We start from the raw sequence: 26,744 nt of genomic DNA on the forward strand, positions 1-26,744 counted from the left end.
CTGGTCAGGCTTTTTTGGCTGGGGGTTTTACTGCTATTTAGCAGATAGAGTTATTTATCTGGCGCCTGGAGGGGCAATCGAAAAGGATCATCCAAAGGAGGTTAGGTTTCTGGTGGGGGTATTCGCCCTTGGTGTGTACTTATTAATGTTTGCGTTTAATGGCTATGACAGGAATTGGTGGTAAGTGCCGGGAAGGGTGTTTATTATTATTTTATAGTGTTGATTGATGAGGTGAAAAGGGGCGGATTTATTTTTCCTGTTCTAAAGCCGACTGCCCGGGCAGGATTGGAGTGCAGGAGAAAACCCTCCCTCGTTAGAATCCGATCGAGTCTTTCAGATGGCCTTCCAGACTGCATTCAGGGTAAGGTTTGCGGCCTTTTGCCATCGCTGCCGAGTCGATCTTTCGACGCACCGGCATTGGCAAAGGCAGGCACTGCCGTTGCCTCTGGAAGAAAGGGCGGCGGCTACAACCATATGGAAAGGGAGAAGTCGTTGTGAGAATGCTCAAACTGCTTGCGCTGGCCAGCATCGCGCTTATCTATGGCTGCGCCTCGGCGCCGTCGATGGAGAAAATGCAGGCGGAAGTTGCCGGGTACGAGTTGCCCAAGGCCACCACTGCCGACCAGGGGCTGGTTTATGTGGTGCGGCCGAGCAACGCCGGTGGCCTGGTGCGCTTCAACGTGTTCCTGGATGACCGCGAAGACGCCTCGGAGATGGGCTACAACCGTGGCAATCAGTACATCTATTTCTACGTCGAGCCAGGCAAGCACACCATCAGTTCCAAGGCGGAAAACTGGGCGGACCTGTCTTTCGAGGTGCGGGCCGGCGAAGTGGTGTTCATCAAGCAGGAAGTGGAAGTCGGGATGCTGATGGCGCGCAACAGCCTGGTGCTGCTTGGCGATACCGAGGGCCGTTACCTGGTCAAGGATGCCAGTGTGGGTAGCGTGGCCAAGGAACGTAAATAACCTGCAGGGAGCAGAGAGACGGATTCATCTTTCTGCTCTAGATCCGAAACTGCGCGGGTCGCGGAGCGAAGCGTCATCCGGCAACGGCGGATAACGCTTCGCGTTATGCGCCCTACGGTCGGGTGCGTTGCTCCGCGGCGGCGTACAGCCGCTCGGCGTCGGCCGCCAGGTATTCCAGCGCGCTGAAGGTGCCGTCCAGCACTTCCTCGGTGGGCGCGCCCAGGTCCGGCGCGCCGGCCAGCAGGCGCAGCAGGTTGACCAGGGCCGCCTGGCGGGATTGCGCGGCGTCGTAGAGCTCCGATGGGGCGGTGCTTGTCAGGGGATGGGGTAGCACTTGGGCTGCAAGGTTCATGGAGTGGGCCTCTTGTCGATGGGGTTTCCGCCTCCTGACGCCAATCAGGGAGGGCGGACCGTACAGGTTGGCGTACCGGGACAAGGAAACCGGCGCATCCGAAGATGCCCCGCACGGCCCGCCCATAACGCAGGTGCAGCCATGCACGGCGCCGAGCGGATGCCCATGCGCCTTCTCTTGTCCATCGGGACGCCAATCCCGAGCCGCCCTGTTGAGCGGCCGAGCCACGTTAGGGCGCTACCCCAAGGCTGTCAATCGGAGGCGTCAAGAAAGCGGGGGAGCCGTATCGGCAGGAGACACGCGTCTCGGACAAGGAGGCGCTTCATGACCCTTGCCGGTCTGCCCGGGCCCGACTCTCTCGCCCAGCCGATACTTCCGGCGCCTGCCGTTCCTTGTGCTTTGTGGCTGGCGTCCCGGCGCTGGCGTCATATCCTGTGGAATCAGGGTGCCTGCGCCGCGCGGGGCGATATACTCGGAGCCTTGCGCGCCGCTGGATGGGGGCGTTTCCCTTTCAAGGATGTGAATGCATGCAATGGATCTTCATGCTGATCGGCCTGGTGCTGGGCGCCGCCTGGGACGAGTCGATCACCGATGGCCTGGTGGGCGCCGGGCTGGGGCTGCTGTTCGGCCAGGCGCTGGCGCTGCATGGCCTGCAGCGGCAGAACGCGGCGTTGCGCCGGCAACTGGAGCAGTTCGCCGAGCGTTTCGACGCGGGTACCGAGGCGCTGTACCAGCGTCTGCTGCGCCTGGAGCAGGGCGGGGCCGTAGCGCCTGTGCCGCCCGCCGAGCCGGCGGAGCCCGTCGTTGCGCCGGAAGCCGTCGCCGAGCCTGGGCCGGAGCTGGAATGGGAGATCGAGCTGCCCGAAGCGCCGGCTGCGGCCAGCGCTGCGCCGGACTGGTCGTTGCAGCCCCAGGAGCCGCCGCCAGCCCCGATCCCGCCCGCCGTCGAGGCCCCCGCGGCGCGCGAAGCCTCGGCCTGGGAGGCCGAACCGGCCGCTCCATCCGGCCCGTCCTGGTTCGACCGTGCCTTCGGTGCCGCGCGCGACTGGCTGTTCGGCGGCAATACCGTGCTGCGCGTCGGCGTGCTGCTGCTGTTCCTCGGCCTGGCCTTCCTGCTGCGCTACGCCTCCGAGCGCGTGGTCGTCCCCGTCGAGCTGCGCTACATGGGCGTGGCCGCCGCCGCCATCGCCCTGCTGGCCCTGGGCTGGTGGCTGCGGCACAAGCGCGCGACCTACGGCTTGCTGCTGCAAGGCACCGGCATCGCGGTGCTGTACCTGACGGTGTTCGCCGCCATGCGCCTGCACCCGCTGCTGACGCCGGGCCAGGCCCTTGGCCTGCTGGTGGCGGTGACGGTGTTCTCCGCCGTGCTGGCGGTGCTGCAGGATGCCCTCGGCCTTGCCGCCGCGGCGGCCCTGGGCGGTTTCGCCGCGCCCATCCTGACTTCCACCGGCGCCGGCAACCACGTCGCCCTGTTCAGCTACTTCGCCCTGCTCAACGCCGGCATCTTCGCCATCGCCTGGTTCCGCGCCTGGCGCCTGCTCAACCTGATCGGCTTCTTCGGCACCTTCGGCATCGGTTTCGCCTGGGGGCTGCGTTCCTACACGCCGGAGCTGTTCGCCAGCACCGAGCCCTTCCTGCTGCTGTTCTTCCTGATGTACGTGGCCATCGGCCTGCTCTTCGCCCGCCGCCGCCTGCGCGAGGCCGCCGGGCTGGAGGAGGGCGCCGGGCGCGATGAGACGCTGCGCTGGTCGCTGCGCCAGACCGACTACGTCGACGGCACGGTGCTGTTCGGCGCGCCGCTGATCGGCTTCGGCCTGCAGTACGCGCTGATCCGCCACCTGGAATTCGGCCCGGCGTTCAGCGCGCTGGCGCTGGGGCTGTTCTACATGGGCCTGGCGCGCCTGCTGGCCGGGCGCACCGCCGGCCGTGCCCTGCTGCTGGTGGAAGCCTGCCTGGCGCTGGGCGTGGTGTTCGGCAGCCTGGCCATCCCGCTGGGCCTGGACGCGCGCTGGACCTCGGCGGCCTGGGCTGTGGAGGGCGCCGGCATCTACTGGCTGGGCCTGCGCCAGGGGCGGCGGCTGGCGCGGATGTTCGCGCTGCTGCTGCAGGTGGGCGCGGCCATCGCCTTCCTGATGGGCCTGCAGCCGGGTGTGGATAACCTGCTGGACGGCGCGCCGCTGGGGGCTCTGATGCTCGGCGTGGCGCTGCTGTTCAGCTACTGGCAGCTGCGCCGCCACGGCGACGCCGGCCTCTGGCCCTGGGAGCCGCGCTGCCAGCCGGTGCTGGCGGCCTGCGGCCTGGCCTTCCTCTACCTGATCGCGCCGCTGTGCTTCGCCGTGCCGGGCACTGCCATGGCCTGGGCGCTGGCCGGCCTGGCTACGGTGTTCGCCGGGCTGCGCCTGGGTTCGCGGACCTTCCTGTTCTGCGCCTTCGCCGTGCAGTTGCTCGGCGGCGCGCTGTTCCTCGCCGACCTGCGGGCGGCCGACGGCGGTGCCGGGGTGCTCGGCAGCGGCTGGACCGGCCTGTTCGGCGCCAGCCTGATCGGCCTGGCACTGATCGCCGGGATGATCCTCGCCGCGCGCGACCCGCTGGTGCGCGACGACCGCCGGCTGATGCTCGGCCTCAGCGCGGTGCTGCTGGCCGGCCTGGCCTTCGTCAACCTGGCGGTATTGTTCGTCCTGCCCTGGCGCAGCGCCGCGGCGGTGTGGGCCGGCAGCGGCCTGCTGATCCTCTGGCTGAGCCTGGCATTGCAGCAGCGCGCGAGCTTCGTGTTCGGCCTGCTGCTGCAGGTGCTGGGCGGCGCGGCGCTGTTGTTCGGCGGCTCGTCATTGTTCGCCGGGCTCTCCGGCGAAGGCCTGACGCCCCTGGCCCACAGCGGCTTCTGGTGCCCGGCGGTGCTCGCCCTGGCGGCGCTGGTCGGCGCCTGGCGCCTGCACCGGGCGGGGCAGGGCGGGCGGGCATTGCAACTGGGGGCGCTGACCCTGGAGCGGCTGTCGCAGTTGCTGCTGGCCTGGGGCGCCGGCTGGTGGGCGCTGACCGCGCTGTGCGAGATCGCCCGCTTCGTCCCGGCGCCGCGGCGTGAGCATGTCGCCCTGCTGGTGGCGGCCGTCAGCGTGGTGCTCTGGACCCTCGTCGCCCGCCGCGAGCAGTGGCGGGCCCTGGCGCTCGCCTGCCTGGCCCTGGCGCCGGCGGGCGTCCTGGCGCTGGCCAGTGCCTGGCAGCTGGAATACCAGCCGCTGGGCGAGCTCGGCTGGCTGGGCTGGGGCGCGCTGTTCGTGGCGCACTTCTGGTCGCTCAAACGCCTGGAGCCGCTGCTGCCGGCGCTGCCCCTGCGCGGCGCCCACGTGCTCGGCTGCTGGCTGTTGCTCGCGGTGCTGGCGCTGCAGCTGCGCTACCTGTTCCTCGCCCTGGCCGAGCACTACAACGCCTGGCGCTGGCTGGGCTGGGCGCTGGTGCCGAGCCTCTACCTGATCCTCATGGGCGCGCGCCGCACGCTGCCCTGGCCGGTGGCGGCCTTCCCCCGGGAGTACCGCGCCTTGGCCGCGGCGCCGGTGGCGCTGGCGCTGCTCGGCTGGTTCTGGCTGGTCAACCTGGTCAGCGACGGCGCGGCGCAACCGTTGCCCTACCTGCCGCTGCTCAACCCGCTGGAGCTGGGCATGCTGATCGTGCTGGCGGCGGTCTTCCAGTGGAGCCGCGAGGGCCTGCCGCAACTGGGCCTTTCCGGCGAGCAGGTGCGCCTGCCGGCGCAGGCGCTGCTGGGCGCCTCGCTGTTCGCCCTGCTGACCCTGGCCGTGTGCCGCACCGCGCACCACTGGGGCGGCGTGCCCTTCGCCCTGGAGCCGCTGCGCGAGTCGATGCTGGTGCAGGCCGGGTTGTCCATCGTCTGGACGCTGATCGCCCTGGGCCTGATGGTCGGCGGCCACCTGCGCGGGCGGCGCGACCTGTGGATGGTCGGCGCGGCGCTGATCGGCGTGGTGGTGGTCAAGCTGTTCTTCGTCGAGCTGGGCAACAGCGGCAGCCTGGAGCGCATCGTTTCCTTCATCGGCGTCGGCGTGCTGCTGCTGGTCGTCGGCTATTTCGCCCCGCTGCCGCCGCACCGGGTGGCAGAGCAACAGGAGCAACCCCCCGCATGAAGCTGGCTTCCCTCATCCTCTGCCTGGCCGCCGGGCTGGCCCAGGCCGCGGAAAACCCCGCCGACTACCCGCAGCAGGTGCCCCTGCGCCTGCAGGGCGACGGCCCCTGGTACCGCCTGCAACTGCCGATGAGCGTGCAACTGGCCGCCGCCCATGCCGACCTGCGCGACCTGCGGGTGTTCGACAAGGAGGGCGAGGCGCTGCCCTACGCCCTGAGCGCGGCGGCGGTGCAGGGCAGCAGCACCGCCCATGAAGCCGCGGCCCGGCTGTTCCCGCTGTATGGCGCCGAAGCCGACCCCGGCCGCCAGGCCGGCCTGCGCATCCAGCGCAGCACCACCGGCACCCTGGTGGAAGTGCTGCCCGACGCGGCGCCCGCGCCAACGGGCGAGCGGCGCAGCGGCTGGCTGCTGGACGCCGGAGACGCCGACTTCCCCTTCGAGCGCCTGGCTTTGGACTGGAGCAGCGAGGCCGAGGGCTTCCAGCACTTCCGCATCGAGGCCAGCGACGACCTGCAGCACTGGCGCAGCTGGGGCGACGGCCAGCTCGCCCGCCTGAGCTTCAACGGCGAGCGCATGGACGTCAGCGAGGTGGCCCTGCCCGGGCAGAAGGCGCGCTACCTGCGCCTGTCGTGGCCGGCCGGCAACGCGGCGGTGACGCTCAAGGGCGCGCGCCTGCTGGGCCGCACCGACCAGGCCGCGAGCACGCCACTGGTGTGGTCCGAGCCCATCGCCGGGCACCGCGAGGCGGACGGCAGCTACCGCTGGGACCTGCCCCAGGCGCTGCCGCTGGAGCGGGTGCGCTTCGAACTGGGCGCGGCGGCGCAGCACCTGATGGCGCCGGTGGCGCTGTCCGCGCGCAACGCAACGGGGCAGGGCAGCCGCGAGGACTGGTACCCGCTGGCCCGCGGGGTGCTCTACGACCTGCCGGTGGACGGCCGCCAGGTGCGCCAGGACGAACTGCTGCTGGCCGGCCAGCCGGTGCGCCAGCTGCGCCTGGTCACCGACGCGCGCGGTACCGGCCTGGGCGACACGGCGCCCAACCTGCGGGTGGCCATGCGCGCCCGCGAGCTGGTGTTCCTGGTGCGCGGCAGCGCGCCCTACCAACTGGCCCTCGGCAAGCGCGACGCCACCTCCGCCAGCCTGCCCCTGAGCGTGCTGATCCCCGGCTACCAGCCGGACAAGCCGGCCCAGGTCGGCCAGGCCAGCCTGGACGGGGCCCTGCAGGCCGCCCCGGCGGAAGCCGCCAGCGCCGGCGACGGCAGTTGGAAGCGCATCGGCCTATGGGCCGTATTGCTGGGCGGGGTGCTGCTGCTGGGCGGCATGGCCTTCAGCCTGTTGCGCGGGCAGCGCGCCGGACAATGAGCAAATACCGGGAAATGGAGAAATTACGCCAGCTTATGTAGGGAAATGCGTCAAGAACGCTACTCTGCGCGATTGTTCTGATACTGTTAACGGCGTTGCACTCTACCTATAAGAACAAGCATGGAGTCAGCCGCATGATCAAACAGGTGCTTTCACCCCTGGCCGCCGCTTGCCTGCTCGGCATCGCCAGCCAGGCCCTGGCGTCACCTTCCCCGTATTCGACCCTGGTGGTGTTCGGCGACAGCCTCAGCGACGCCGGCCAGTTCCCCGACGCCGGCGGCCCCGCCGGCGCCTCCACCCGCTTCACCAACCGCGTGGGGCCGACCTATCTGGACGGCAGCGGCGAGGTCTTCGGGCCCACCGCGGCAATGATCCTCGGCGGCAAGCTGGGTGTCGCCGCCGGCGACCTCGGCCCCTCGACCTCGCTGGTGAACGCCGCCGAAGGCCTGCCGGACGGCAACAACTGGGCGGTGGGCGGCTACCGCACCGACCAGATCTACGATTCCATCACCGCCGCCGGCGGCTCGGTGGTCAGCGCCAACGGCCAGACGCGCACCCGCGACGGCTACCTGGTCGGCCGCCTCGCCGACCCCAATGCGCTCTACTACCTCACCGGCGGCGGCAACGACTTCCTGCAGTTCCGTATCGTCGACGATCCGACCGCCCGCGCCGCCGCCGGGCGCCTGGCGGACAGCGCCCAGGCCCTGAGCCAGGCCGGCGCCCGCTACATCGTGGTCTGGCTGCTGCCCGACCTGGGCCTGACCCCGGCCACCAATGGCACCGGCTTCGAGGAACTGGGCACCCAGCTCAGCGGCATCTTCAACGAAGAGCTGGTCAGCCAGCTGGCCAGCAGCGGCGCCAACGTGATCCCGCTGAACATCCCGTTGATGCTCAAGGAAGTGCTGGCCAACCCTGGCGCCTATGGACTGGCCACCGGACAGAACCTGGTGGGCACCTGCTTCAGCGGCGACGGCTGCCCGGTCAACCCCGTCTATGGCATCGGCGGCAGCGCCGGAGCCGACCCGACCAAGCTGATCTTCAACGATGGCGTGCACCCGACCATCGCCGGCCAGACGCTGATCGCCGATTACGCCTACTCGGTGCTGTCCGCGCCCTGGGAAGCCACCCTGCTGCCGGAAATGGCCCACGGCACCCTGCGCGCCTACCAGGACGAGCTGCGCAGCCAGTGGCTGGCCGACTGGGAGAACTGGCAGGGCGTCGGCCAGTGGCGTGGCTTCGTCACCGGCGGCGGCCAGCACCTGGACTACGACGACCAGGACAGCGCCGCCAGCGGCGACGGCTTCGGCTACAACCTGACCCTGGGCGGTTCGCTGCGCCTGGACGACGCCTGGCGCGCCGGCATCGCCGCCGGTTTCTACCGGCAGAAGCTGGAGGCCGGCGCCGAGGATTCCGACTACAAGCTCAACAGCTACCTGGGCAGCCTCTTCGTGCAGTACCAGCAGGATCGCTGGTGGGGCGACGCCGCGGTGACCGGCGGCTACCTCGACTACGACGAGGCCAACCGCAAGTTCGCCATCGGCCCGCGCACCGTCGAGGAGAAGGGCGACACCAACGGCAACCTGCTCGCCTTCAGCGGCCGGATCGGCTACGACATCGCCCAGGGTGGCGAGGCCTGGCACCTGTCGCCCTTCGTCAGCGCCGACTGGGCGCGGGTGAAGGTGGACGGCTACGACGAGGGCAACGCTTCCACCTCGCTGTCGTTCGACGAGCAGAAGCGCTACTCCCGCCGTCTCGGCGCCGGCCTGCAGGGCAAGTACGCGCTCAGCGAGCAGACCCAGCTGTTCGGCGAAGTGGCGGTGGAGCGTGAATACGCCGACGACACCCAGAACATCGGGATGGCCTTCACCAGCCTGCCGGCCAACGGCTTCACCCTGCAGGGCTACACCCCGCAGAGCCACCTGCAGCGCGCGACCCTGGGCTTCGCCCAGAAGCTGACCCCGGAACTCTCGCTGCGTGGCGGCTACAGCGCGCACCGCAGCGACGATGACCTGCAGCAGGGCGTGAGCCTGGCGCTGAGCCTGGACTTCTAAGCCCGGCACGCCAGCAAGCCGCCGCGACTGACGGCCGCAGCGACGAGGGAACCGACCACCGGCGGCGCGCTCCAACCTCAGGACGGACGCGCCGTACGGGAGGCGGCGTGGCCGATTCCACGCTAGAATGCGCGCAGTTTTTTTCCTACCTCTCCCCCGGAGCCCTTCCATGTCCCGCGTTACCCTCAGCCGCTACCTCATCGAGCAGACCCGCAGCCACAACACCCCGGCCGACCTGCGCTTCCTCATCGAGGTGGTGGCGCGTGCGTGCAAGGAAATCAGCCATGCCGTGTCCAAGGGCGCCCTGGGTGGCGTGCTGGGCAGCATGGGCACCGAGAACGTGCAGGGCGAGGTGCAGAAGAAGCTGGACGTGATGTCCAACGAAATCCTCCTGGAAGCCAACGAGTGGGGCGGCCACCTGGCCGGCATGGCCTCCGAGGAGATGGACAACGCCTACCAGATCCCCGGGAAGTACCCCAAGGGCGCCTACCTGCTGGTGTTCGACCCGCTGGACGGCTCCAGCAACATCGACGTCAACGTTTCGGTCGGCACCATCTTCTCGGTGCTGCGCTGCCCCGAGCAGCACCTGAGCCAGAACGACAGCCTCAACGAGCAGGCTTTCCTCCAGCCGGGCACCAAGCAGGTCGCCGCCGGCTACGCCATCTACGGCCCGCAGACCATGCTGATGCTGACCCTCGGCGACGGCGTCAAGGGCTTCACCCTGGACCGCGAGCTGGGCAGCTTCGTGCTCACCCACGACAACATCCGCGTGCCGGAAAGCACCGCCGAGTTCGCCATCAACATGTCCAACCAGCGCCACTGGGAAGCCCCGGTGCAGCGCTACGTCAGCGAACTGCTGGCCGGCAAGGAAGGCCCGCTGGGCAAGAACTACAACATGCGCTGGATCGCCTCCATGGTGGCCGACGTGCACCGCATCCTGACCCGCGGCGGCATCTTCATGTACCCGCGCGATGCCCGTGAGCCGGAGAAGCCCGGCAAGCTGCGGCTGATGTACGAGGCCAACCCGATGTCCTTCATCATCGAGCAGGCCGGCGGCGCCGCCACCAACGGCACCCAGCGCATCCTCGACATCCAGCCGGATTCGCTGCACCAGCGCGTGGCCGTGTTCCTCGGTTCGAAGGAAGAGGTCGAGCGCGTCACCGGCTACCACCAGGCCTGATGAGCGCGGTACCCGCCTGGCAGGCGCTGCTGGACTGGTGGTTCGGCGACGCCCTGCGCGCCAGCGACGTCGCCGCCCAGCGCAATGGCCTGTGGTTCGGCAAGAGCGCCTGCGAGGACGTGGCTTCGGACAACCGTTTCGGCGGCTTGGTGCGCCAGGCCCTGGACGGCGGGCTGGCCGACTGGGCCGGCTCGGCCCAGGGCTGGCTGGCGCTGATCCTGCTGCTGGACCAGTTGCCGCGGATGATCTTCCGCGACACGCCGCGCGCCTACGACGGTGACGCCCGCGCCCAGGCGCTGGTGCGTCGCGGTCTTGCGGCCGGGCTGGACCGCCAGTTGCAGCCCATCGAGCGGGTCTTTGTCTACCTGGTGCTGGAGCACGCCGAGGACCTGGCGCAGCAGGAGCAGGCGGTGCAGCGCTTCGCCGAACTGCGCGAGCAGGCCGCCGAGGACGACAAGGCGCTGTTCGCCGATTTCCTCGACTACGCCGAGCGCCACCGCGCGGTGGTCGCGCGCTTCGGCCGCTTCCCCCATCGCAACGCCATCCTTGGCCGCGAATCCAGCGCCGAGGAAGTCGCCTTCCTCAAGGAACCCGGCTCGCGTTTCTGACTCCAAGGGTGCGTTTCGCGTGGCCTGTGCCACGCTTGTCCAATGGACCATCCGACAATGGAGTTGCCCATGTCCTTCCGCCGTATCGCCCTGATCGCCGTCTGCATCGCCATGGCCGCCTGCAGCAAGCTCAACCAGGAAAACTATTCCAAGCTCAAGGCCGGCATGGACAAGGCCGAGGTGGAGGCCCTGCTCGGCAAGCCCACCGAGTGCTCCGGCGCGCTGGGCGTGTCCAGCTGCACCTGGGGCGACGACAAGACCTTCATCAGCGTGCAGTACGCCGGCGACAAGGTGCTGATGTTCTCCGGCCAGGGCCTGAAGTGAGATGAACGCCGCGCTGCGGGTGCTCGCCGCCGTCGCGCTGGCCGGCATCGGCGGCTGCGCCGGGCACGCCGAGGAGCGGCCGCAAACGATGCAGGTCGACCCGCAGCGCTACGCCGGCACCTGGTACGAGCTGGCGCGCAAGCCGATGTTCTTCCAGCGCGCCTGCCTGCAGTCCGAGGCCCACTACCACGTGCGCGCCGATGGCAGCATCGGCCTGCTCAACCGCTGCCGCACCGCCGACGGCAGCTGGAAGCAGGTGACCGGCACGGCCACCCCGCAGACGCCGGGCAGCACCGATGCCTTCTGGGTGCGCTTCGATAACTGGGCGTCGCGGCTGCTCCCCGGCGTGGTGCGCGGCGACTACCAGGTGCTCTACGTCGACGAGGACTACCAGACCGCGCTGGTCGGCAACCGCGATCGCGACCACCTGTGGCTGCTGGCGCGGCAGACCAGCCTGCCCGCGGCGACGCTGCGCCACCTGCTGGCTGAGGCCAATCGCAAGGGGTATGACACGAGCGATCTGATCTGGCGGAGTAAGGATAGTGCGATCGCGGGGAATTGATTGAGGGATGGATGTTTTGTGGGGTGGTGGTGTCTGCCGGTGACGCAGGTGCGTTATTTCACCTCCGCTCCCTCTCCCCAGCCCTCGGCTGCGCGCCCCGCCCTGAAGGGAGAGGGGGCTAGTCCATGCCGAGAGAGGTGATGGTTTCAGTTGGAAACCGTTGGAGCTGCCGGCTAACTCCAGAATACCGGACCCTGCCCAACAGTCCCCTCTCCCTTCAGGGAGAGGGTTAGGGAGAGGGAAAAGGGCTTGCCCCGGAGATGAATCTGCCGGCAAACACCACAATCAACGAAAGCCAGGCGTAGGGCGAATAACGCTCCGCGTTATCCGCCGTTTGACCTTGGCCCCAGGCCGCTCGGTGCCGAGCACGGAGCGCCTTACCCCAACAACTCCCGCAACACCCCCGCAAACTCCCCGGCGCTCTGCTCTTCCAGCGCATGCCGGCGCTCCCGCACCACCCACTGCCCGTTGACCATCACATCGCGCACCTGGCGGTCGCCGCCGGCGAACAGCCAGCGGTTGAGCAGGGTCTCGGGCTTGGCCGTAGCCAGGTAGGGATCGTTGCCGTCGAGCACCAGCAGGTCGGCGCGGCGGCCCGCGGCCAGTTCGCCCACCGGCTGGCCCAGGGCCTGGGCGCCGCCCACAAGGGCAGCTTCGTAGAGCGTCTGGCCGATGTTGGGCTGGTCGCTGCGGTACAGGCGGTTGCGCTTCTGGTCGCGCAGGCGCTGGCCGTATTCCAGCCAGCGCAGTTCCTCCACCACGCTCAGCGACACGTGGCTGTCCGAGCCGATGCCCAGGCGCCCGCCGCGGGCCAGGTAGTCCACCGCCGGGAAGATGCCGTCGCCGAGGTTGGCCTCGGTGGTCAGGCACAGGCCGGCCACCGCGCCGCTGGCAGCCATGGCGGCGACTTCGTCGGGCTCGGCGTGGGTGGCGTGGACCAGGCACCAGCGCTCGTCCACCTCGATGTTGTCGTACAGCCACTGCAGCGGCCGGCGCTGGCTCCAGGCCAGGCAGTCGTCGACTTCCTTCTGCTGTTCGGCGATGTGGATGTGGATGGGCCCTTCGCTGCTGTCGGACTCCAGCACCTCGGTGATCTGCTGCGGCGTCACCGCGCGCAGCGAGTGGAAGCACAGGCCGATGCGCTGCGCCGGTTGCGCCGCCAGGCGCGGCTGCAGGCCGTGGATCAGTTCGAGGTAGGCGTCGGTGCCGTTGATGAAGCGGCGCTGGCCTTCGCTGGGCGGCTGGCCGCCGAAGCCGGAATGGCTGTACAGCACCGGCAGCAGCGTCAGGCCGATGCCGGCCTCGCGCGCGGCCTGGCTGACGCGCAGCGCCAGCTCGGCCGGCTCGGCGTAGCGCTGGCCGCCCAGGTCGTGGTGCACGTAGTGGAATTCGGCGACGCCGGTGTAGCCGGCCTTGAGCATCTCGATGTACAGCTGGCGGGCGATGACCTGCAACTGCTCCGGGGTGATGCGGCCGACCAGTCGGTACATCAGCTCGCGCCAGGTCCAGAAGCTGTCGTTGGGGTTGCCGGCCACCTCGGCCAGGCCCGCCATGGCGCGCTGGAAGGCGTGCGAGTGCAGGTTGGGCATGCCCGGCAGCACCGGCCCGCGCAGGCGCTCGGCGCCTTCGGCGCTGGCGTTGGCCTCGACCCGCGTCAGCAGGCCGTCGGCGGCAACCTCGAAACGGACATCGCGGGCCCAGCCGCTGGGGAGCAGGGCGTGTTCGGCGAACAGGGCAGGCATGCTGGGGTCCTCGCAGGGCTCTTCGAATTTGTATATACATATACAGACGTTTAGGATGGCCGTAAACTACGAGACGTGCCCGGCGGTCGCCGCGGGACTTGTATGCACCGGTCGATTCCGGTACATGCCGGAGGACAAGAGCGCATCGCGCCGCTGCCTTCCCGCCACTGCCCACCGTCGCCCCGACAAGGAGTACCCCCGTGCCCGCATCGTCCACGCCCACCCCGCCCGCGGAGGGCTCCTCGCTGGCCTCGCAGATGGGCGATCTGCCCGCCCCGCTGTACGCGCGGGTGAAGCAGATGATCATCCAGCAGATCCAGTCCGGCGCCTGGCCGCCGCACCACCGGGTGCCCTCGGAGAGCGAGCTGGTCAGCGAGCTGGGCGTCAGCCGCATGACCATCAACCGCGCCCTGCGCGAGCTGACCAACGACGGCCTGCTGGTGCGCATGCAGGGTGTCGGCACCTTCGTCGCCGAACCCAAGGGCCAGTCGGCGCTGTTCCAGGTGCAGAACATAGCCGAGGAAATCGAGGCGCGCGGCCATCGCCACCATTGCGTGGTGGTGCGCCTGGAAGAGGAGAAGGCTAGCGCCGAGCGCGCCCTGGCGCTGGACGTGCGCGAAGGCCAGCGGGTGTTCCACTCGCTGATCGTGCACTTCGAGAACGACGTGCCGGTGCAGATCGAGGACCGCTACGTCAACGCCGCCGTGGCCCCCGACTACCTCAAGCAGGACTTCAGCGGGCAGACGCCGTTCGCCTACCTCACCCAGGTCGCGCCGCTCAGCGAGGGCGAGCACGTGGTCGAGGCGGTGCTGCCCGATGCCGAGGAATGCAGGCTGCTGAACATCGACCGCCACGAGCCGTGCCTGATGATCCGCCGGCGCACCTGGTCGGGGCGCAACACCGTGACCAGCGCGCGCCTGCTCTACCCGGGCTCGCGCTACCGCCTGGAAGGACGCTTCTCCTCATGAACCATCGCCTGCTGCGGGCCGCCGACTACCCGGTGATGCCCTGGAGGAACGGCGCGGGCAGCACCCGCGAAATCCTCCGCGACACCGGCGACGGCCTGGAGGGCTTCGGCTGGCGCCTGTCGATCGCCGACGTCGGCGCGCCGGGGCCGTTCTCCGCCTTCAGCGGTTATCAACGCGTGATCACCGTGCTGGAAGGCGAGGGCATGCGCCTGACCGTCGATGGCGTGGCGTCCCGCGAGCTGCGCGCCCTGGACGCCTTCGCCTTCGATGGCGCCAGCGCGGTGGACTGCGAGCTGCTCGGCGGCGCCATCCGCGACTTCAACCTGATCTATTCGCCCGCGCGCTACCGCGCACGCCTGCAGTGGCTGCGGGTGGGCGGTGAGGCGCACTTCTTCAGCAGCGCTTCGACCGTGCTGCTGTTCAGTGCGGGCGAGGGGGTTCACGTCAGCCAGGATGGCGGGGCCGCTGCTGTGCTGGGGCTGCATGACACGCTGCTTGCCGAGGGCGAGGAGCGGCTGCGGGAGTGGCGGCTGAGCGTGGCGGGAAGTGCCGACATCTGCGTGATCGAACTCGAATCACGCTGAGGGAAAAGACTGCCGGGGGAGCCCTTTTTCGTTAGTGGGAGAAGCGCCTTGCAGGTGCTTTCGCGGGCATGGCCCAGCAAACACGACACCCCGTAGGATGGGTTGAGCGAAGCGATACCCATCACCATGGCGCGATGGGTATCGCAGGCTCAACCCATCCTACGAAGAGCACCTCGGCAAGGCGGTGTAGGCGCGGGCCACGTCTGCGGTAGCGTAGAACGCCACCGTCGTCCGATCAGCCGTACAGCCGCGAGTAATCCAGCCAGCGGCTGAGCACGCCTTCCTCCACCCAGGCGCGGGCCGCGGCGATGTCCGGGGCGAAGTAGCGGTCCTGCTCGTAGGCCGGGACCTGGGCGCGGATCATCTTCAGCACTTCCTGCAACTGCGGCGAGCTTTGCAGCGGCGCGTGGAATTCCACGCCCTGGGCGGCGGCCAGCAGTTCGATGGCGACCACCGCCGAGCTGTTGCCGGCCATGTCCTGCAGGCGGCGCGCGGCGAAGGTGGCCATGGACACGTGGTCTTCCTGGTTGGCCGAGGTCGGCAGGCTGTCCACCGAGGCCGGGTGGGCCAGGGTCTTGTTCTCCGAGGCCAGGGCCGCCGAGGTCACCTGGGCGATCATGAAGCCGGAGTTGAGCCCGCCTTCCTTGACCAGGAACGCCGGCAGGCCGGACAGCGCCGGGTCCACCAGCTGGGCGATGCGCCGTTCCGACAGGGCGCCGATCTCGGCAATGACCAGGGCCAGCACGTCGGCGGCCATGGCCACCGGCTCGGCGTGGAAGTTGCCGCCGGAGAGCACGTCGCCGTCGGCGCTGAACACCAGCGGGTTGTCCGACACCGCGTTGGCCTCGCGCAGGAAGACCCCGGCGGCGAAGCGCAGGTGGTCGAGGCAGGCGCCCATCACCTGGGGCTGGCAGCGCAGCGAGTAGGGGTCCTGCACGCGCTTGCAGTCGATGTGCGACTGGTTGATCTGGCTGTCGTGCAGCAGCTCGCGGTAGAAGGCCGCCACGTCGATCTGCCCGGGCTGGCCGCGGACCGCCTGGATGCGCGCGTCGAAGGGCACGTAGGAGCCCTTGAGCGCTTCCACCGTCAGGCTGCCGGCGACCACCGCCGAGACGAACAGCTTCTCCGCCGCGAACAGCCCGCGCAAGGCCAGGGCGGTGGACACCTGGGTGCCGTTGATCAGCGCCAGGCCCTCCTTGGGCCCCAGCACCAGCGGCTGGCAGCCGGCGATGGCCAGGCCTTCGCTGGCCTCCATGACGCGGCCCTGGTGGCGCACCTGACCGACGCCGATGAGCACCGAGGACATGTGCGCCAGCGGCGCCAGGTCGCCGGAGGCGCCCACCGAGCCCTGGGACGGGATGCATGGGTAGACGCGCGCCTGGTAGAGCTTGAGCAGGGTGTCGATGACCGCCATGCCCACGCCGGAGAAGCCTCGGGCCAGGGAGCCAATCTTCAGCGCCATGATCAGCGCCACGCTGGCGTCGTCCAGCAACGGGCCGGTGCCGGTGCAGTGCGAGAGGATCAGGTTGCGCTGCAGGGTGACCAGCGAATCCTCGGGGATGGAGGTGCGCGCCAGCAGGCCGAAGCCGGTGTTGATGCCATACACGGTGCGCTGGTTGGCGATGATCTGGCTGACCGTGCGGGCGCTGTTCTCGATGTTCGCGCGGCAGGCTTCATCCAGTTGCAGCGCGGGTTGCCGCTGATGGATGGCGCGCAGCTGGTCGAGGGAAAACTGGCCGGGGGTGATCTGCAGGGTTTCGGACATGACGGCTCCCGTGTTCCGGAGTGTTACCGCGCTCGGCGGCGAGACTATCTATTCCTGTATATACAAGTATGAGCAATAAGCGAGCCATTCTGTCGGACCGGATTGCGCCGACGCCATGCCTGCGCGCGCGAGCGGGGCGCGGCGTCCCCCGCCGGGAAATAAGGAAGGGCAGCGGCACCCCCTGTAAATGAGGCGAGCTGTAACGGCCAGGCGTTACCGAATGCTACGAAATGGAGCAGGCGATCACCGTTCTGGTGCGTATGACTGACATATGTAGCTGCCTTCCTGGACCCGCTCCGCTGTACGAGTCCTTCTATTAATTCTTTTTAAATCAATTACTTGAGTTCTATTTCCACCGCGCCAGAAACGCCCGGCGGGGGACTTGGCCTTTCCTTTGCTTATACTTGTATGTACAAGCATATACGTGACAGGAGGCCCCGCTTCCTGCACCGATGCCCAACCCGAATCCCGTTGCCGGAAGCCGAACGCCCCGGCTTTCGCATCCGAGCCCAAGACTGCCTTGAAGGAGCCTGCCGTGACCGAATCCAGCAAATTCCGCGACGTCGAAATCCGCGCCCCGCGCGGCACCCAGCTGAACGCCAAGAGCTGGCTGACCGAAGCCCCGCTGCGCATGCTGATGAACAACCTCGACCCGGAAGTCGCGGAGAACCCCAAGGAACTGGTGGTGTACGGCGGCATCGGCCGCGCCGCGCGCAACTGGGAGTGCTACGACAGGATCGTCGCCACCCTCAAGGAACTGAACGACGACGAGACCCTGCTGGTGCAGTCCGGCAAGCCGGTCGGCGTGTTCAAGACCCACGCCAACGCCCCGCGCGTGCTGATCGCCAACTCCAACCTGGTGCCGCACTGGGCCACCTGGGAACACTTCAACGAACTGGACGCCAAGGGCCTGGCCATGTACGGCCAGATGACCGCCGGCAGCTGGATCTACATCGGCAGCCAGGGCATCGTCCAGGGCACCTACGAAACCTTCGTCGAAGCCGGCCGCCAGCACTACGCCGGCAACCTCAAGGGCCGCTGGGTGCTGACCGCGGGCCTGGGCGGCATGGGCGGCGCCCAGCCGCTGGCCGCGACCCTGGCCGGCGCCTGCTCGCTGAACATCGAGTGCCAGCAGAGCCGCATCGACTTCCGCCTGCGCAGCCGCTACGTCGACGAACAGGCCAAGGACCTGGACGACGCCCTGGCGCGCATCGCCAAGTACACCGCCGAAGGCAAGGCCATCTCCATCGCCCTGCTGGGCAACGCCGCCGAGATTCTCCCGGAGCTGGTGCGTCGCGGCGTGCGCCCGGACATGGTCACCGACCAGACCAGCGCCCACGACCCGCTCAACGGCTACCTGCCGATCGGCTGGACCTGGGAGCAGTACCGCGACCGCGCGCAGACCGAGCCGGCCGCCGTGGTCAAGGCCGCCAAGCAGTCCATGGCCGTGCACGTCAAAGCCATGCTCGACTTCCAGAAGCAGGGCGTGCCGACCTTCGACTACGGCAACAACATCCGCCAGATGGCCAAGGAAGAGGGCGTGGCCAACGCCTTCGACTTCCCCGGCTTCGTCCCGGCCTACATCCGCCCGCTGTTCTGCCGCGGCATCGGCCCGTTCCGCTGGGCCGCGCTGTCGGGCGACGCCGAGGACATCTACAAGACCGACGCCAAGGTCAAGGAACTGATCCCCGACGACGCCCACCTGCACCGCTGGCTGGACATGGCCAAGGAGCGCATCAGCTTCCAGGGCCTGCCGGCGCGCATCTGCTGGGTCGGCCTGGGCCAGCGCGCCAAGCTCGGCCTGGCGTTCAACGAGATGGTCCGCAGCGGCGAGCTGAAGGCGCCGATCGTGATCGGCCGCGACCACCTGGACTCCGGCTCGGTGTCCAGCCCGAACCGCGAGACCGAGGCCATGCAGGACGGCTCCGACGCCGTGTCCGACTGGCCGCTGCTCAACGCCCTGCTGAACACCGCCAGCGGCGCCACCTGGGTTTCGCTGCACCACGGCGGCGGCGTGGGCATGGGCTTCTCGCAGCATTCGGGGATGGTGGTCGTCTGCGACGGCACCGACGAAGCCGCTGCGCGCATCGCCCGCGTGCTGACCAACGACCCGGGCACCGGCGTGATGCGCCATGCCGACGCCGGCTACCAGATCGCCATCGACTGCGCCAAGGAACAGGGCCTGAACCTGCCGATGATCACCGGCAAGTGAGGCACAGGGGCGGCCCCGCCGCCCCGGGCCAGGGAGGAACCGCCGCGCGGGTGGGGGCGCGGCGGTCGGGCCGAGCGGAATCCGTCCTCTGACACAACAAGAACCCCGGCCCGGCGCCGGGGTGGAGAAGAAAAGCGATGTCCCAGGCCAGTGAGAACTCCAGCAAGCCGCTGATCGAGCGGCGCTCGATCAACTACATCCCCGAGGCCGAGCGCCACGGCAAGCTCTACAGCCAGTTCACCCTGTGGCTGGGCGCCAACCTGCAGATCACCGCCATCGTCACCGGGGCCCTGGCCGTGGTGCTGGGCGGCGACGTGTTCTGGTCGCTGATCGGCCTGCTCATCGGCCAGTTGCTCGGCGGCGCGGTCATGGCCCTGCACGCGGCCCAGGGGCCCAAGCTGGGCCTGCCGCAGATGATCTCCAGCCGGGTGCAGTTCGGCGTCTACGGCGCGGCCATCCCGATCGTGCTGGTGTGCCTCATGTACCTGGGCTTCACCGCCACCGGCACGGTGCTTTCCGGGCAGGCGCTGGGCCAGCTGTTCGGCGTCAGCGACAGCGCCGGCATCCTGATCTTCGCCAGTGTCATCGTCCTGGCGACCGTGCTCGGCTACCGGGTGATCCACTTCATCGGCCGCCTCGCCAGCATCATCGGGGTGATCGCCTTCGTCTACCTGTTCAGCCGCCTGATGACCCAGACCGACGTCGGCGCGCTGCTGCAGATCCGTCATTTCAGCTGGAGCAGCTTCCTGCTCGCGGTGTCCCTGGCCGCGTCCTGGCAGATCGCCTTCGGCCCCTACGTGGCCGACTACTCGCGCTACCTGCCGAGCAAGACCTCGTCGGTGAAGACCTTCCTCGCCGTCGGCGCCGGTTCGGTGATCGGCGCGCAGGTGGCGATGGTCCTCGGGGTGTTCGCCGCGGCCATGGCCAACGGTCAGTTCGCCGGCCGCGAGGTCGCCTACATCGTCGGCCTGGGCGGCAGCGGCGCCACCGCGGCGCTGCTGTACTTCAGCATCGCCTTCGGCAAGGTGACCATCTCCACGCTGAACTCCTACGGCAGCTTCATGTGCATCGCCACCATCATCAGCGGCTTCCGCGGCCACGTCGAAGTCACGCCCCGGCAGCGCCTGGTGTTCGTGCTGCTGATCGTCGGCGCCGCGACCCTGGTCGCGCTGCTCGGCCAGCATTCGTTCCTCGGCGCGTTCAAGTCCTTCATCCTGTTCCTGCTGGCCTTCTTCACCCCGTGGAGCGCGGTCAACCTGGTGGACTACTACCTGATCACCCGCGAGCGCTACGACGTGCCGGCGCTGGCCGACCCGGACGGCCGCTACGGCCGCTGGAACCTGCCGGGGATCAGCGTGTACGTGATCGGCGTGCTGGTTCAGCTACCGTTCATCTCCACCAAGTTCTACACCGGCCCGCTGGTGGACTACCTGGGCGGCGTGGACATCTCCTGGATCATCGGCCTGGTGGTGCCCGCCGTCCTCTATTACCTGGTCGCCCGGCGCAGCAGCCGGGCGGTGCCGGACCGGCTGATCCTGCCGGCCCGTACCTGAACCGGCCCGGCCGCGCCCCGCACGGGCGCGGCCCTTGTACTGCCCAACTCCCTTTCCACGTTTAGGAGCATCAGATGAACAATTCCAAGAAGACGCTGCTGGGCCTGATCCTTTCCGCCGGGCTGCTGGGTTCCATGGCATCGGCCCAGGCGGCGGGCTGGTGCGAGAGCGGCAAGCCGGTGAAGTTCGCCGGGCTGAACTGGGAGAGCGGCATGCTGCTCACCGACGTCATGCAGTTCATCCTGAAGAACGGCTACGGCTGCGAGACCGACAGCCTGCCGGGCAACTCCATCACCATGGAGCAGGCCCTGGCCAACAACGACATCCAGATCTTCAGCGAAGAGTGGATCGGCCGCAGCGACGCCTGGAACAAGGCCGCCGCCGCCAACAAGGTGGTCGGCGTGGGCGCGCCCATCGTCGGCGCCACCGAGGGCTGGTACGTGCCGCGCTTCGTGATCGAGGGCGACAAGGCCCGCGGCATCGAGGCCAAGGCGCCGAACCTCAAGGCGATCACCGACCTGGGCCAGTACGCCGAGCTGTTCCGCGACCCGGAAGAGCCGGGCAAGGGCCGCTTCTACAACTGCCCGGCCGGCTGGACCTGCGAGCTGGAAAACTCCGAGATGCTGAAGAAGTACGGCCTGGAGGCCAAGTACACCAACTTCCGCCCGGGCACCGGCCCGGCGCTGGATGCCGCGGTGCTGTCCAGCTACAAGCGCAAGGAGCCGATCCTCTTCTACTACTGGTCGCCGACGCCGCTGATGGGCCAGGCCGACCTGGTCAAGCTGGACGAGCCGGGGGTGAACAAGGACGTGAAGATCCAGGTCGGCCTGTCGCGCAGCTTCCATGACCAGGCGCCGGAGCTGGTCGCGGTGCTGGAGAAGGTCAACCTGCCCATCGACCTGCTGAACCAGAACCTGGCGAAGATGGCCAAGGAAAAACTGTCCTCCGAACAACTGGCCAAGGCTTTCCTCAAGGAGCACCCTGAGGTGTGGACCGCCTGGGTCAGCGAAGACGCCGCGAAGAAGATCCAGGCCGCGCTCTGACGCTGCCCGAGCCGGGGAGGCCAGGCCTCCCCGGCGATGCCTAATCCTTGCGAGTACGAGCCATGTTCCCTGAACGCTTCACCTTCTCCATCGCCGACGTGGTCAACGGCTGGGTCGACGCCCTGGTGACCAACTACGGCGACGTCTTCCGGCACATTTCCGACACCCTGCTGTGGGCCATCGTCAACCTCGAAAGCCTGCTGCGCGCCACGCCCTGGTGGCTGATGCTGGCCATCGTCGCCGGCATCGCCTGGCACGCCACCCGGCGCCTGGTGCCGACCCTGGTGATCACCGGCCTGCTGTTCCTGGTCGGCGCGGTGGGCCTGTGGGACAAGCTCATGCAGACCCTCGCGCTGATGATGGTGGCCACCCTCATCTCGGTGCTGATCGGCATTCCCCTGGGCATCCTCGCCGCCCGCAGCGACCGCCTGCGCGCCATCCTGCTGCCGCTGCTGGACATCATGCAGACCATGCCCAGCTTCGTGTACCTGATCCCGGTGCTGATGCTGTTCGGCCTGGGCAAGGTGCCGGCGATCTTCGCCACCGTGATCTACGCCGCGCCGCCGCTGATCCGCCTCACCGACCTGGGCATCCGCCAGGTCGACCGCGAGGTCATGGAAGCGGTCACCGCCTTCGGCGCCAACCGCCGCCAGCAGCTGTTCGGCGTGCAGCTGCCGCTGGCCCTGCCGAGCATCATGGCGGGCATCAACCAGACCACCATGATGGCCCTGTCGATGGTGGTGATCGCCTCGATGATCGGCGCCCGCGGCCTGGGCGAGGACGTGCTGGTGGGCATCCAGACGCTCAACGTCGGCAAGGGCCTGGAGGCCGGTCTTGCGATCGTCATCCTCGCCGTGGTCATCGACCGCATCACCCAGGCCTACGGCCGCTCGCGTCACCACGAGGCCAGCAAATGAGCAAGATCCAGGTCAAGAACGTCTACAAGATCTTCGGTGCCCGCGCCGACGCCGCGCTGGCGATGATCCGCCAGGGCAAGAGCAAGGCCGAGGTGCTGGCCGCCACCGACTGCGTGGTCGGGGTGAACGACCTGTCGCTGTCCATCGAGGCCGGTGAAATCTTCGTCATCATGGGCCTGTCCGGCTCCGGCAAGTCGACCCTGGTGCGCCACTTCAACCGCCTGATCGACCCCACCAGCGGCGAGATACTCGTCGACGGCGAAGACATCCTGCGCTACGACTCGCGCCAGCTGGAAAACTTCCGCCGGCGCAAGATCAGCATGGTGTTCCAGAGCTTCGGCCTGCTGCCGCACAAGAGCGTGCTCGACAACGTCGCCTACGGCCTCAAGGTCCGCGGCGAGAGCAAGGCGCTGTGCCAGGAGCGCGCGCTGCACTGGATCGCCACCGTGGGCCTGAAGGGCTACGAGAAGTCCTACCCGCACCAGCTCTCCGGCGGCATGCGCCAGCGCGTCGGCCTGGCCCGCGCGCTGGCCGCCGACACCGACGTGATCCTCATGGACGAGGCGTTCAGCGCCCTCGACCCGCTGATCCGCGCGGACATGCAGGACCAACTGCTGGAACTGCAGAAGACCCTGCACAAGACCATCGTCTTCATCACCCATGACCTCGACGAGGCGGTGCGCATCGGCAACCGCATCGCCATCCTCAAGGACGGCCAGCTGATCCAGGTCGGCGCCCCGCGGGAAATCCTCCACCAGCCGGCCGACGAGTACGTCGACCGCTTCGTCCAGCGCCGCGTGGCCAACCTGTAGTCCGGGAGTTCCGATGTCCTCCGCTTCCATCATCACCTTCGGCGACGCGCCCCTGCACTGGCAGGACGTGGTCGCCGTGGCCCGCCATGGCGCGCGCCTGGAGCTTTCGGCGGCGGCCTGGGCGCGCATCGACAACGCCCGCGGCATCGTCGAGCGCATCGTCGAACGCGGCGAGCGCGCCTACGGCATCAGCACCGGCCTCGGCGCCCTGTGCAACGTGGTGCTCGAAGGCGAGCAGCTGGCCCAGCTGTCGCGCAACACCCTGCTCAGCCACGCCTGCGGCGTCGGCGAGGCGCTGAAGGACGAGCAGACGCGCGCGATCATCTGCGTCGCCATCGCCAACTACAGCCTCGGCAAGTCCGGCCTGCACCGCCGAGTGGTGCAGGCGCTGCTGGAACTGCTCAACCGCGGCATCACCCCGCGGGTGCCGGCCCAGGGCTCGGTGGGCTACCTGACGCACATGGCCCACGTCGGCGTGGCCCTGCTGGGCGTCGGCGAGGTGAGCTACCAGGGCCGCATCGTCAGCGCCGCCGAAGCGCTGGACGCCGAGGGCCTGGCGCCAGTGGAACTGGGCGCCAAGGACGGGCTCAGCCTGGTCAACGGCACGCCCTGCATGACCGGCCTGTGCTGCCTGGCCCTGGAAGACGCGACGCGCCTGGCGCACTGGGCCGACGTCATCGGCGCCATGAGTTTCGAGGCCCTGCGCGGGCAGACCGACGCCTTCGACGCGGAAATCCTCGCGCTCAAGCCGCACCCCGGCGCGCAGCTGGTGGGCGAGAACCTGCGCGCGCTGCTCGACGGCAGCGAAGTGCTCGCCAGCAGCCGCGGCATCCGCACCCAGGACGCCCTGAGCATGCGCTCCATGCCGCAGATCCACGGCGCCTGCCGCGACCAGTTGGCCCACGCCGCGCGCCAGGTGGAGATCGAACTCAACTCGGCCAACGACAACCCGCTGGTGCTGGGCACGCCCGAGCACTACCGGGTGGTGTCCCAGGCCAACCCCCACGGCGAATCCGTGGCCATGGCCGCCGACCTGCTGTGCATCGCCGTGGCCGAACTGGGCGGCGTCGCCGAGCGCCGCCTGGACCGCCTGATCAACCCGCTGGTCAGCGGCCTGCCGGCGTTCCTGGTGAGCCAGCCGGGGGTCAACTCGGGGATGATGATCGTGCAGTACGTGGCCGCCGCCCTGGCCGGCGAGAACCGCCAGTTGGCGCAGCCGGCGGTGGTCGACAACTACGTCACCTCCGGCCTGCAGGAAGACCACCTGAGCCTGGGCACCAGCGCCGCGCTCAAGCTCGGCCGCTGCATCGGCAACTGCCAGCAGATTCTCGCCATCGAATACCTGCTGGCCGCCCAGGCCTTCGAATTCCTCAAGGAACAACGCTTCGGCGCCGGCACCCAGCGCGCCTGGGAACTGCTGCGCGAGCAGGTGCCGGCCTACGACGCCGACCGCTGGCTGGCTCCGGACATCGCCCGCGCCGCCGCGCTGCTGGCCGACCGCCGGGCGCTGCAGAACGTCGGCGCGAGCATCGGGAGACTGCAATGAAACAGCTCTGGCACAACTGCCACGCCGCCACCATGGCCGGCGGCAAGTACTCGATCATCGAGGACGCGGCGATCCTCACCGAGGGCGCGCGCATCCACTGGATCGGTCCCCACGCCGAGCTGCCGCTGCACGAGGTGCAGCGCAGCCACGACCTGGGCGGCGCCTGGCTGACCCCGGGGCTGATCGACTGCCACACCCACCTGGTGTTCGGTGGCGACCGTAGTGCCGAGTTCGAGCTGCGCCTGCAGGGCGCCAGCTATGCGGAGATCGCGGCGGCCGGCGGTGGCATCGCCAGCACCGTGCGCGCCACCCGCGAGGCCAGCGAGGAAGAACTGCTGGCCAGCGCCATCAAGCGCGCGCGGCCGCTGCTGGCCGATGGCGTGACCGTGCTGGAAGTGAAATCCGGCTACGGCCTGGACCTGCCCAGCGAGCGCAAGATGCTGCGCGTGGCGCGGCGCCTGGGCGAGGTGCTGCCGGTGACGGTGCGCGCCACCTGCCTGTCGGCCCATGCTCTGCCGTCGGAATACGCCAATCGCGCCGACGACTACATCGAGCTGATCTGCGCGGAAATCCTCCCGGCGCTGGCGCAGGAAGGCCTGGTGGACGCGGTGGACGCCTTCTGCGAGCACCTGGCGTTCTCTCCGGCGCAGGTCGAGCGGGTGTTCCGGGCCGCCAAGGCGCTGGGTCTGCCGGTGAAGCTGCACGCCGAGCAACTGTCGTCGCTGCATGGCTCCAGCCTGGCCGCGCGCTACCAGGCGCTGTCCGCCGACCACCTGGAATTCATGACCGAGGAAGACGCCATCGCCATGGCCAGGGCCGGCACCGTCGCGGTGCTGCTGCCGGGCGCCTTCTTCGTCCTGCGCGAAACCCAGCTGCCGCCGATGGACGCCCTGCGCAAGCACGGCGTGGCCATCGCCCTGGCCAGCGACCTCAACCCCGGCACCTCGCCGGCGCTGTCGCTGCGCCTGATGCTGAACATGGGCTGCACCGCCTTCCGCCTGACCCCGGAAGAAGCGCTGGCCGGCGTCACCCTGCATGCCGCCCGCGCCCTGGGCCTGGAAGCCGACCACGGCAGCCTGGAGGCGGGCAAGCTCGCCGACTTCGTCGCCTGGGACATCCAGCGCCCGGCCGAGCTGGCCTACTGGCTCGGCGGCGACCTGCCCAAGCGCATCATCCGTTACGCAGAGGAAGTCTCCTGTGGATAACGTACTGAGCTTCAGCCGCGGCCGTGTACCGCTGCTGGTGAGCATGCCGCACCCCGGCACGCGCCTGACCCCGGCCGTGGAAGCCGGCCTGGTGGACGAGGCGAAGGAACTGGCCGACACCGACTGGCACATCCCGCGCCTGTACGACTTCGCCCGCGAACTGGGCGCCAGCACCCTGGCGGCGAACTACTCGCGCTACGTCATCGACCTGAATCGCCCGGCCGACGACAAGCCGCTGTACACCACGGCCACCACCGGCCTCTACCCGGACACTCTGTTCGACGGCCGCCCGCTGTTCCACGAAGGCCAGGCGCCCTCGGCCGAGGAGCGCGCGCGCTACCTGGCGGAAGTCTGGACGCCGTACCACCAAACGCTGGCCGAGGAGCTGGCGCGGCTGAAGGCCGAGTTCGGCTACGCGCTGCTCTGGGACGCGCACTCGATCCGCTCGCACATCCCGCACCTGTTCGACGGCAAGCTGCCGGACTTCAACATCGGCACCAACTCCGGCAACAGCTGTCCGGCGGACCTCGCCGAGCGCCTGCAGGCGGCGTGCGCTGAAGCCGAGGGCTACAGCCACGTACTGAACGGGCGCTTCAAGGGCGGCCACATCACCCGCCATTACGGCCAGCCCGGGCAGCACGTGCACGCGGTGCAACTGGAGCTCGCGCAGTGCAACTACATGGATGAACAGGCGCCCTTCGCCTACCGCGAAGACCTGGCCGGCCCGACCGCCGAGGTGCTGCGGAAGATGCTGGAGACCTTCCTGGCCTGGGGGCGGGAGCGTTACGGCCGTTGACGAAACGCCTGCGCACGGCGCTTGCCGAGATGCTTTTCGTAGGATGGGTGTAGGAGCGGGCCCTG

Annotated in this window: 21 protein-coding genes; 18 read left to right on the forward strand and 3 right to left on the reverse strand. The window is 68.9% G+C overall.

Annotation, left to right across the window (positions count from 1 at the left end; all coding sequences use genetic code 11):
* Nucleotides 1-572 precede the first annotated feature (572 nt).
* Entirely contained in the window at nt 573-965 is a 393-nt protein-coding gene (locus M8R19_RS18160; RefSeq protein ID WP_249920194.1) for a DUF2846 domain-containing protein, read from the forward strand.
* Between the two features lie 112 nt (nt 966-1,077).
* On the opposite strand, the gene M8R19_RS18165 is transcribed toward M8R19_RS18160, so the two are convergent.
* On the reverse strand, nt 1,078-1,317 hold the full coding sequence (locus M8R19_RS18165) for a hypothetical protein (protein ID WP_064584754.1): 240 nt from the start codon (nt 1,315-1,317) through the stop codon (nt 1,078-1,080).
* A 527-nt stretch (nt 1,318-1,844) separates the two neighbouring features.
* Here M8R19_RS18165 and M8R19_RS18170 point away from each other — a divergent pair.
* The 7 genes from M8R19_RS18170 to M8R19_RS18200 all read left to right on the forward strand — a co-directional run bounded on the left by M8R19_RS18170 (nt 1,845) and on the right by M8R19_RS18200 (nt 11,536).
* Nucleotides 1,845-5,450 (forward strand): DUF2339 domain-containing protein, encoded by a 3,606-nt coding sequence (locus M8R19_RS18170; RefSeq protein ID WP_249918510.1) that lies wholly within the window; start codon nt 1,845-1,847, stop codon nt 5,448-5,450.
* Complete coding sequence (locus tag M8R19_RS18175) at nt 5,447-6,811, forward strand: DUF3999 domain-containing protein (protein WP_249918511.1); 1,365 nt, start codon at nt 5,447-5,449, stop codon at nt 6,809-6,811. Before M8R19_RS18170 ends, M8R19_RS18175 begins: the two co-directional genes overlap by 4 nt.
* A 134-nt stretch (nt 6,812-6,945) precedes the next feature.
* Nucleotides 6,946-8,862: an esterase EstP gene (gene estP / locus M8R19_RS18180; protein WP_249918512.1), complete on the forward strand. Its 1,917-nt coding sequence runs from the start codon at nt 6,946-6,948 to the stop codon at nt 8,860-8,862.
* Between the two features lie 169 nt (nt 8,863-9,031).
* The gene (locus tag M8R19_RS18185) at nt 9,032-10,042 is read left to right on the forward strand and encodes a class 1 fructose-bisphosphatase (RefSeq protein ID WP_043268378.1); all 1,011 of its coding nucleotides are present in this window, start codon (nt 9,032-9,034) and stop codon (nt 10,040-10,042) included.
* Nucleotides 10,042-10,650: a DUF924 family protein gene (locus M8R19_RS18190; RefSeq protein WP_249918513.1), complete on the forward strand. Its 609-nt coding sequence runs from the start codon at nt 10,042-10,044 to the stop codon at nt 10,648-10,650. Before M8R19_RS18185 ends, M8R19_RS18190 begins: the two co-directional genes overlap by 1 nt.
* A gap of 69 nt (nt 10,651-10,719) precedes the next feature.
* Nucleotides 10,720-10,974, forward strand: a complete 255-nt coding sequence (gene bamE, locus M8R19_RS18195; RefSeq protein ID WP_009613753.1) for an outer membrane protein assembly factor BamE domain-containing protein — start codon at nt 10,720-10,722, stop codon at nt 10,972-10,974.
* A gap of 1 nt (nt 10,975) precedes the next feature.
* Nucleotides 10,976-11,536: a lipocalin family protein gene (locus tag M8R19_RS18200; protein WP_249918514.1), complete on the forward strand. Its 561-nt coding sequence runs from the start codon at nt 10,976-10,978 to the stop codon at nt 11,534-11,536.
* A gap of 377 nt (nt 11,537-11,913) precedes the next feature.
* On the opposite strand, the gene M8R19_RS18205 is transcribed toward M8R19_RS18200, so the two are convergent.
* Nucleotides 11,914-13,278 carry a formimidoylglutamate deiminase gene (locus tag M8R19_RS18205; protein WP_249918515.1) on the reverse strand — a complete coding sequence of 455 codons (1,365 nt, stop codon included), beginning with the start codon at nt 13,276-13,278 and terminating at the stop codon, nt 11,914-11,916.
* 257 nt (nt 13,279-13,535) lie between these two features.
* Between M8R19_RS18205 and hutC the strand changes: the two genes are divergently transcribed.
* Both hutC and M8R19_RS18215 read left to right on the forward strand, forming a co-directional pair.
* Nucleotides 13,536-14,246: a histidine utilization transcriptional repressor HutC gene (gene hutC / locus M8R19_RS18210; RefSeq protein ID WP_074985492.1), complete on the forward strand. Its 711-nt coding sequence runs from the start codon at nt 13,536-13,538 to the stop codon at nt 14,244-14,246.
* Complete coding sequence (locus M8R19_RS18215) at nt 14,243-14,830, forward strand: HutD/Ves family protein (protein WP_249918516.1); 588 nt, start codon at nt 14,243-14,245, stop codon at nt 14,828-14,830. Before hutC ends, M8R19_RS18215 begins: the two co-directional genes overlap by 4 nt.
* A gap of 235 nt (nt 14,831-15,065) precedes the next feature.
* Here M8R19_RS18215 and hutH (M8R19_RS18220) read toward each other — a convergent pair whose 3' ends face one another.
* Nucleotides 15,066-16,595 (reverse strand): histidine ammonia-lyase, encoded by a 1,530-nt coding sequence (hutH, locus tag M8R19_RS18220; protein WP_249918517.1) that lies wholly within the window; start codon nt 16,593-16,595, stop codon nt 15,066-15,068.
* Between the two features lie 535 nt (nt 16,596-17,130).
* On the opposite strand from hutH (M8R19_RS18220), the gene hutU reads away from it, so the two are divergent.
* From hutU to hutG, 8 genes are all read left to right on the forward strand, one after another.
* Nucleotides 17,131-18,807 (forward strand): urocanate hydratase, encoded by a 1,677-nt coding sequence (hutU, locus tag M8R19_RS18225; protein ID WP_116424142.1) that lies wholly within the window; start codon nt 17,131-17,133, stop codon nt 18,805-18,807.
* Between the two features lie 137 nt (nt 18,808-18,944).
* Complete coding sequence (locus tag M8R19_RS18230) at nt 18,945-20,360, forward strand: purine-cytosine permease family protein (RefSeq protein WP_074985468.1); 1,416 nt, start codon at nt 18,945-18,947, stop codon at nt 20,358-20,360.
* 74 nt (nt 20,361-20,434) lie between these two features.
* The gene (locus tag M8R19_RS18235; RefSeq protein ID WP_074985466.1) at nt 20,435-21,403 is read left to right on the forward strand and encodes an ABC transporter substrate-binding protein; all 969 of its coding nucleotides are present in this window, start codon (nt 20,435-20,437) and stop codon (nt 21,401-21,403) included.
* Between the two features lie 62 nt (nt 21,404-21,465).
* A complete protein-coding gene (locus M8R19_RS18240; RefSeq protein ID WP_061563013.1) occupies nt 21,466-22,320 on the forward strand; it encodes an ABC transporter permease in 855 nt (284 codons plus the stop codon).
* On the forward strand, nt 22,317-23,132 hold the full coding sequence (locus M8R19_RS18245) for a quaternary amine ABC transporter ATP-binding protein (RefSeq protein ID WP_051878578.1): 816 nt from the start codon (nt 22,317-22,319) through the stop codon (nt 23,130-23,132). Before M8R19_RS18240 ends, M8R19_RS18245 begins: the two co-directional genes overlap by 4 nt.
* 13 nt (nt 23,133-23,145) lie before the next feature.
* Nucleotides 23,146-24,678: a histidine ammonia-lyase gene (gene hutH / locus M8R19_RS18250; protein WP_249918518.1), complete on the forward strand. Its 1,533-nt coding sequence runs from the start codon at nt 23,146-23,148 to the stop codon at nt 24,676-24,678.
* The gene (gene hutI, locus M8R19_RS18255; RefSeq protein ID WP_249918519.1) at nt 24,675-25,883 is read left to right on the forward strand and encodes an imidazolonepropionase; all 1,209 of its coding nucleotides are present in this window, start codon (nt 24,675-24,677) and stop codon (nt 25,881-25,883) included. Before hutH (M8R19_RS18250) ends, hutI begins: the two co-directional genes overlap by 4 nt.
* Nucleotides 25,876-26,679, forward strand: a complete 804-nt coding sequence (gene hutG / locus M8R19_RS18260; RefSeq protein ID WP_249918520.1) for an N-formylglutamate deformylase — start codon at nt 25,876-25,878, stop codon at nt 26,677-26,679. Before hutI ends, hutG begins: the two co-directional genes overlap by 8 nt.
* Nucleotides 26,680-26,744 lie beyond the last annotated feature (65 nt).

It is taken from the genome of Pseudomonas sp. R3.Fl (assembly GCF_023516765.1).
Classification (GTDB): Bacteria; Pseudomonadota; Gammaproteobacteria; order Pseudomonadales; family Pseudomonadaceae; genus Pseudomonas; species Pseudomonas citronellolis.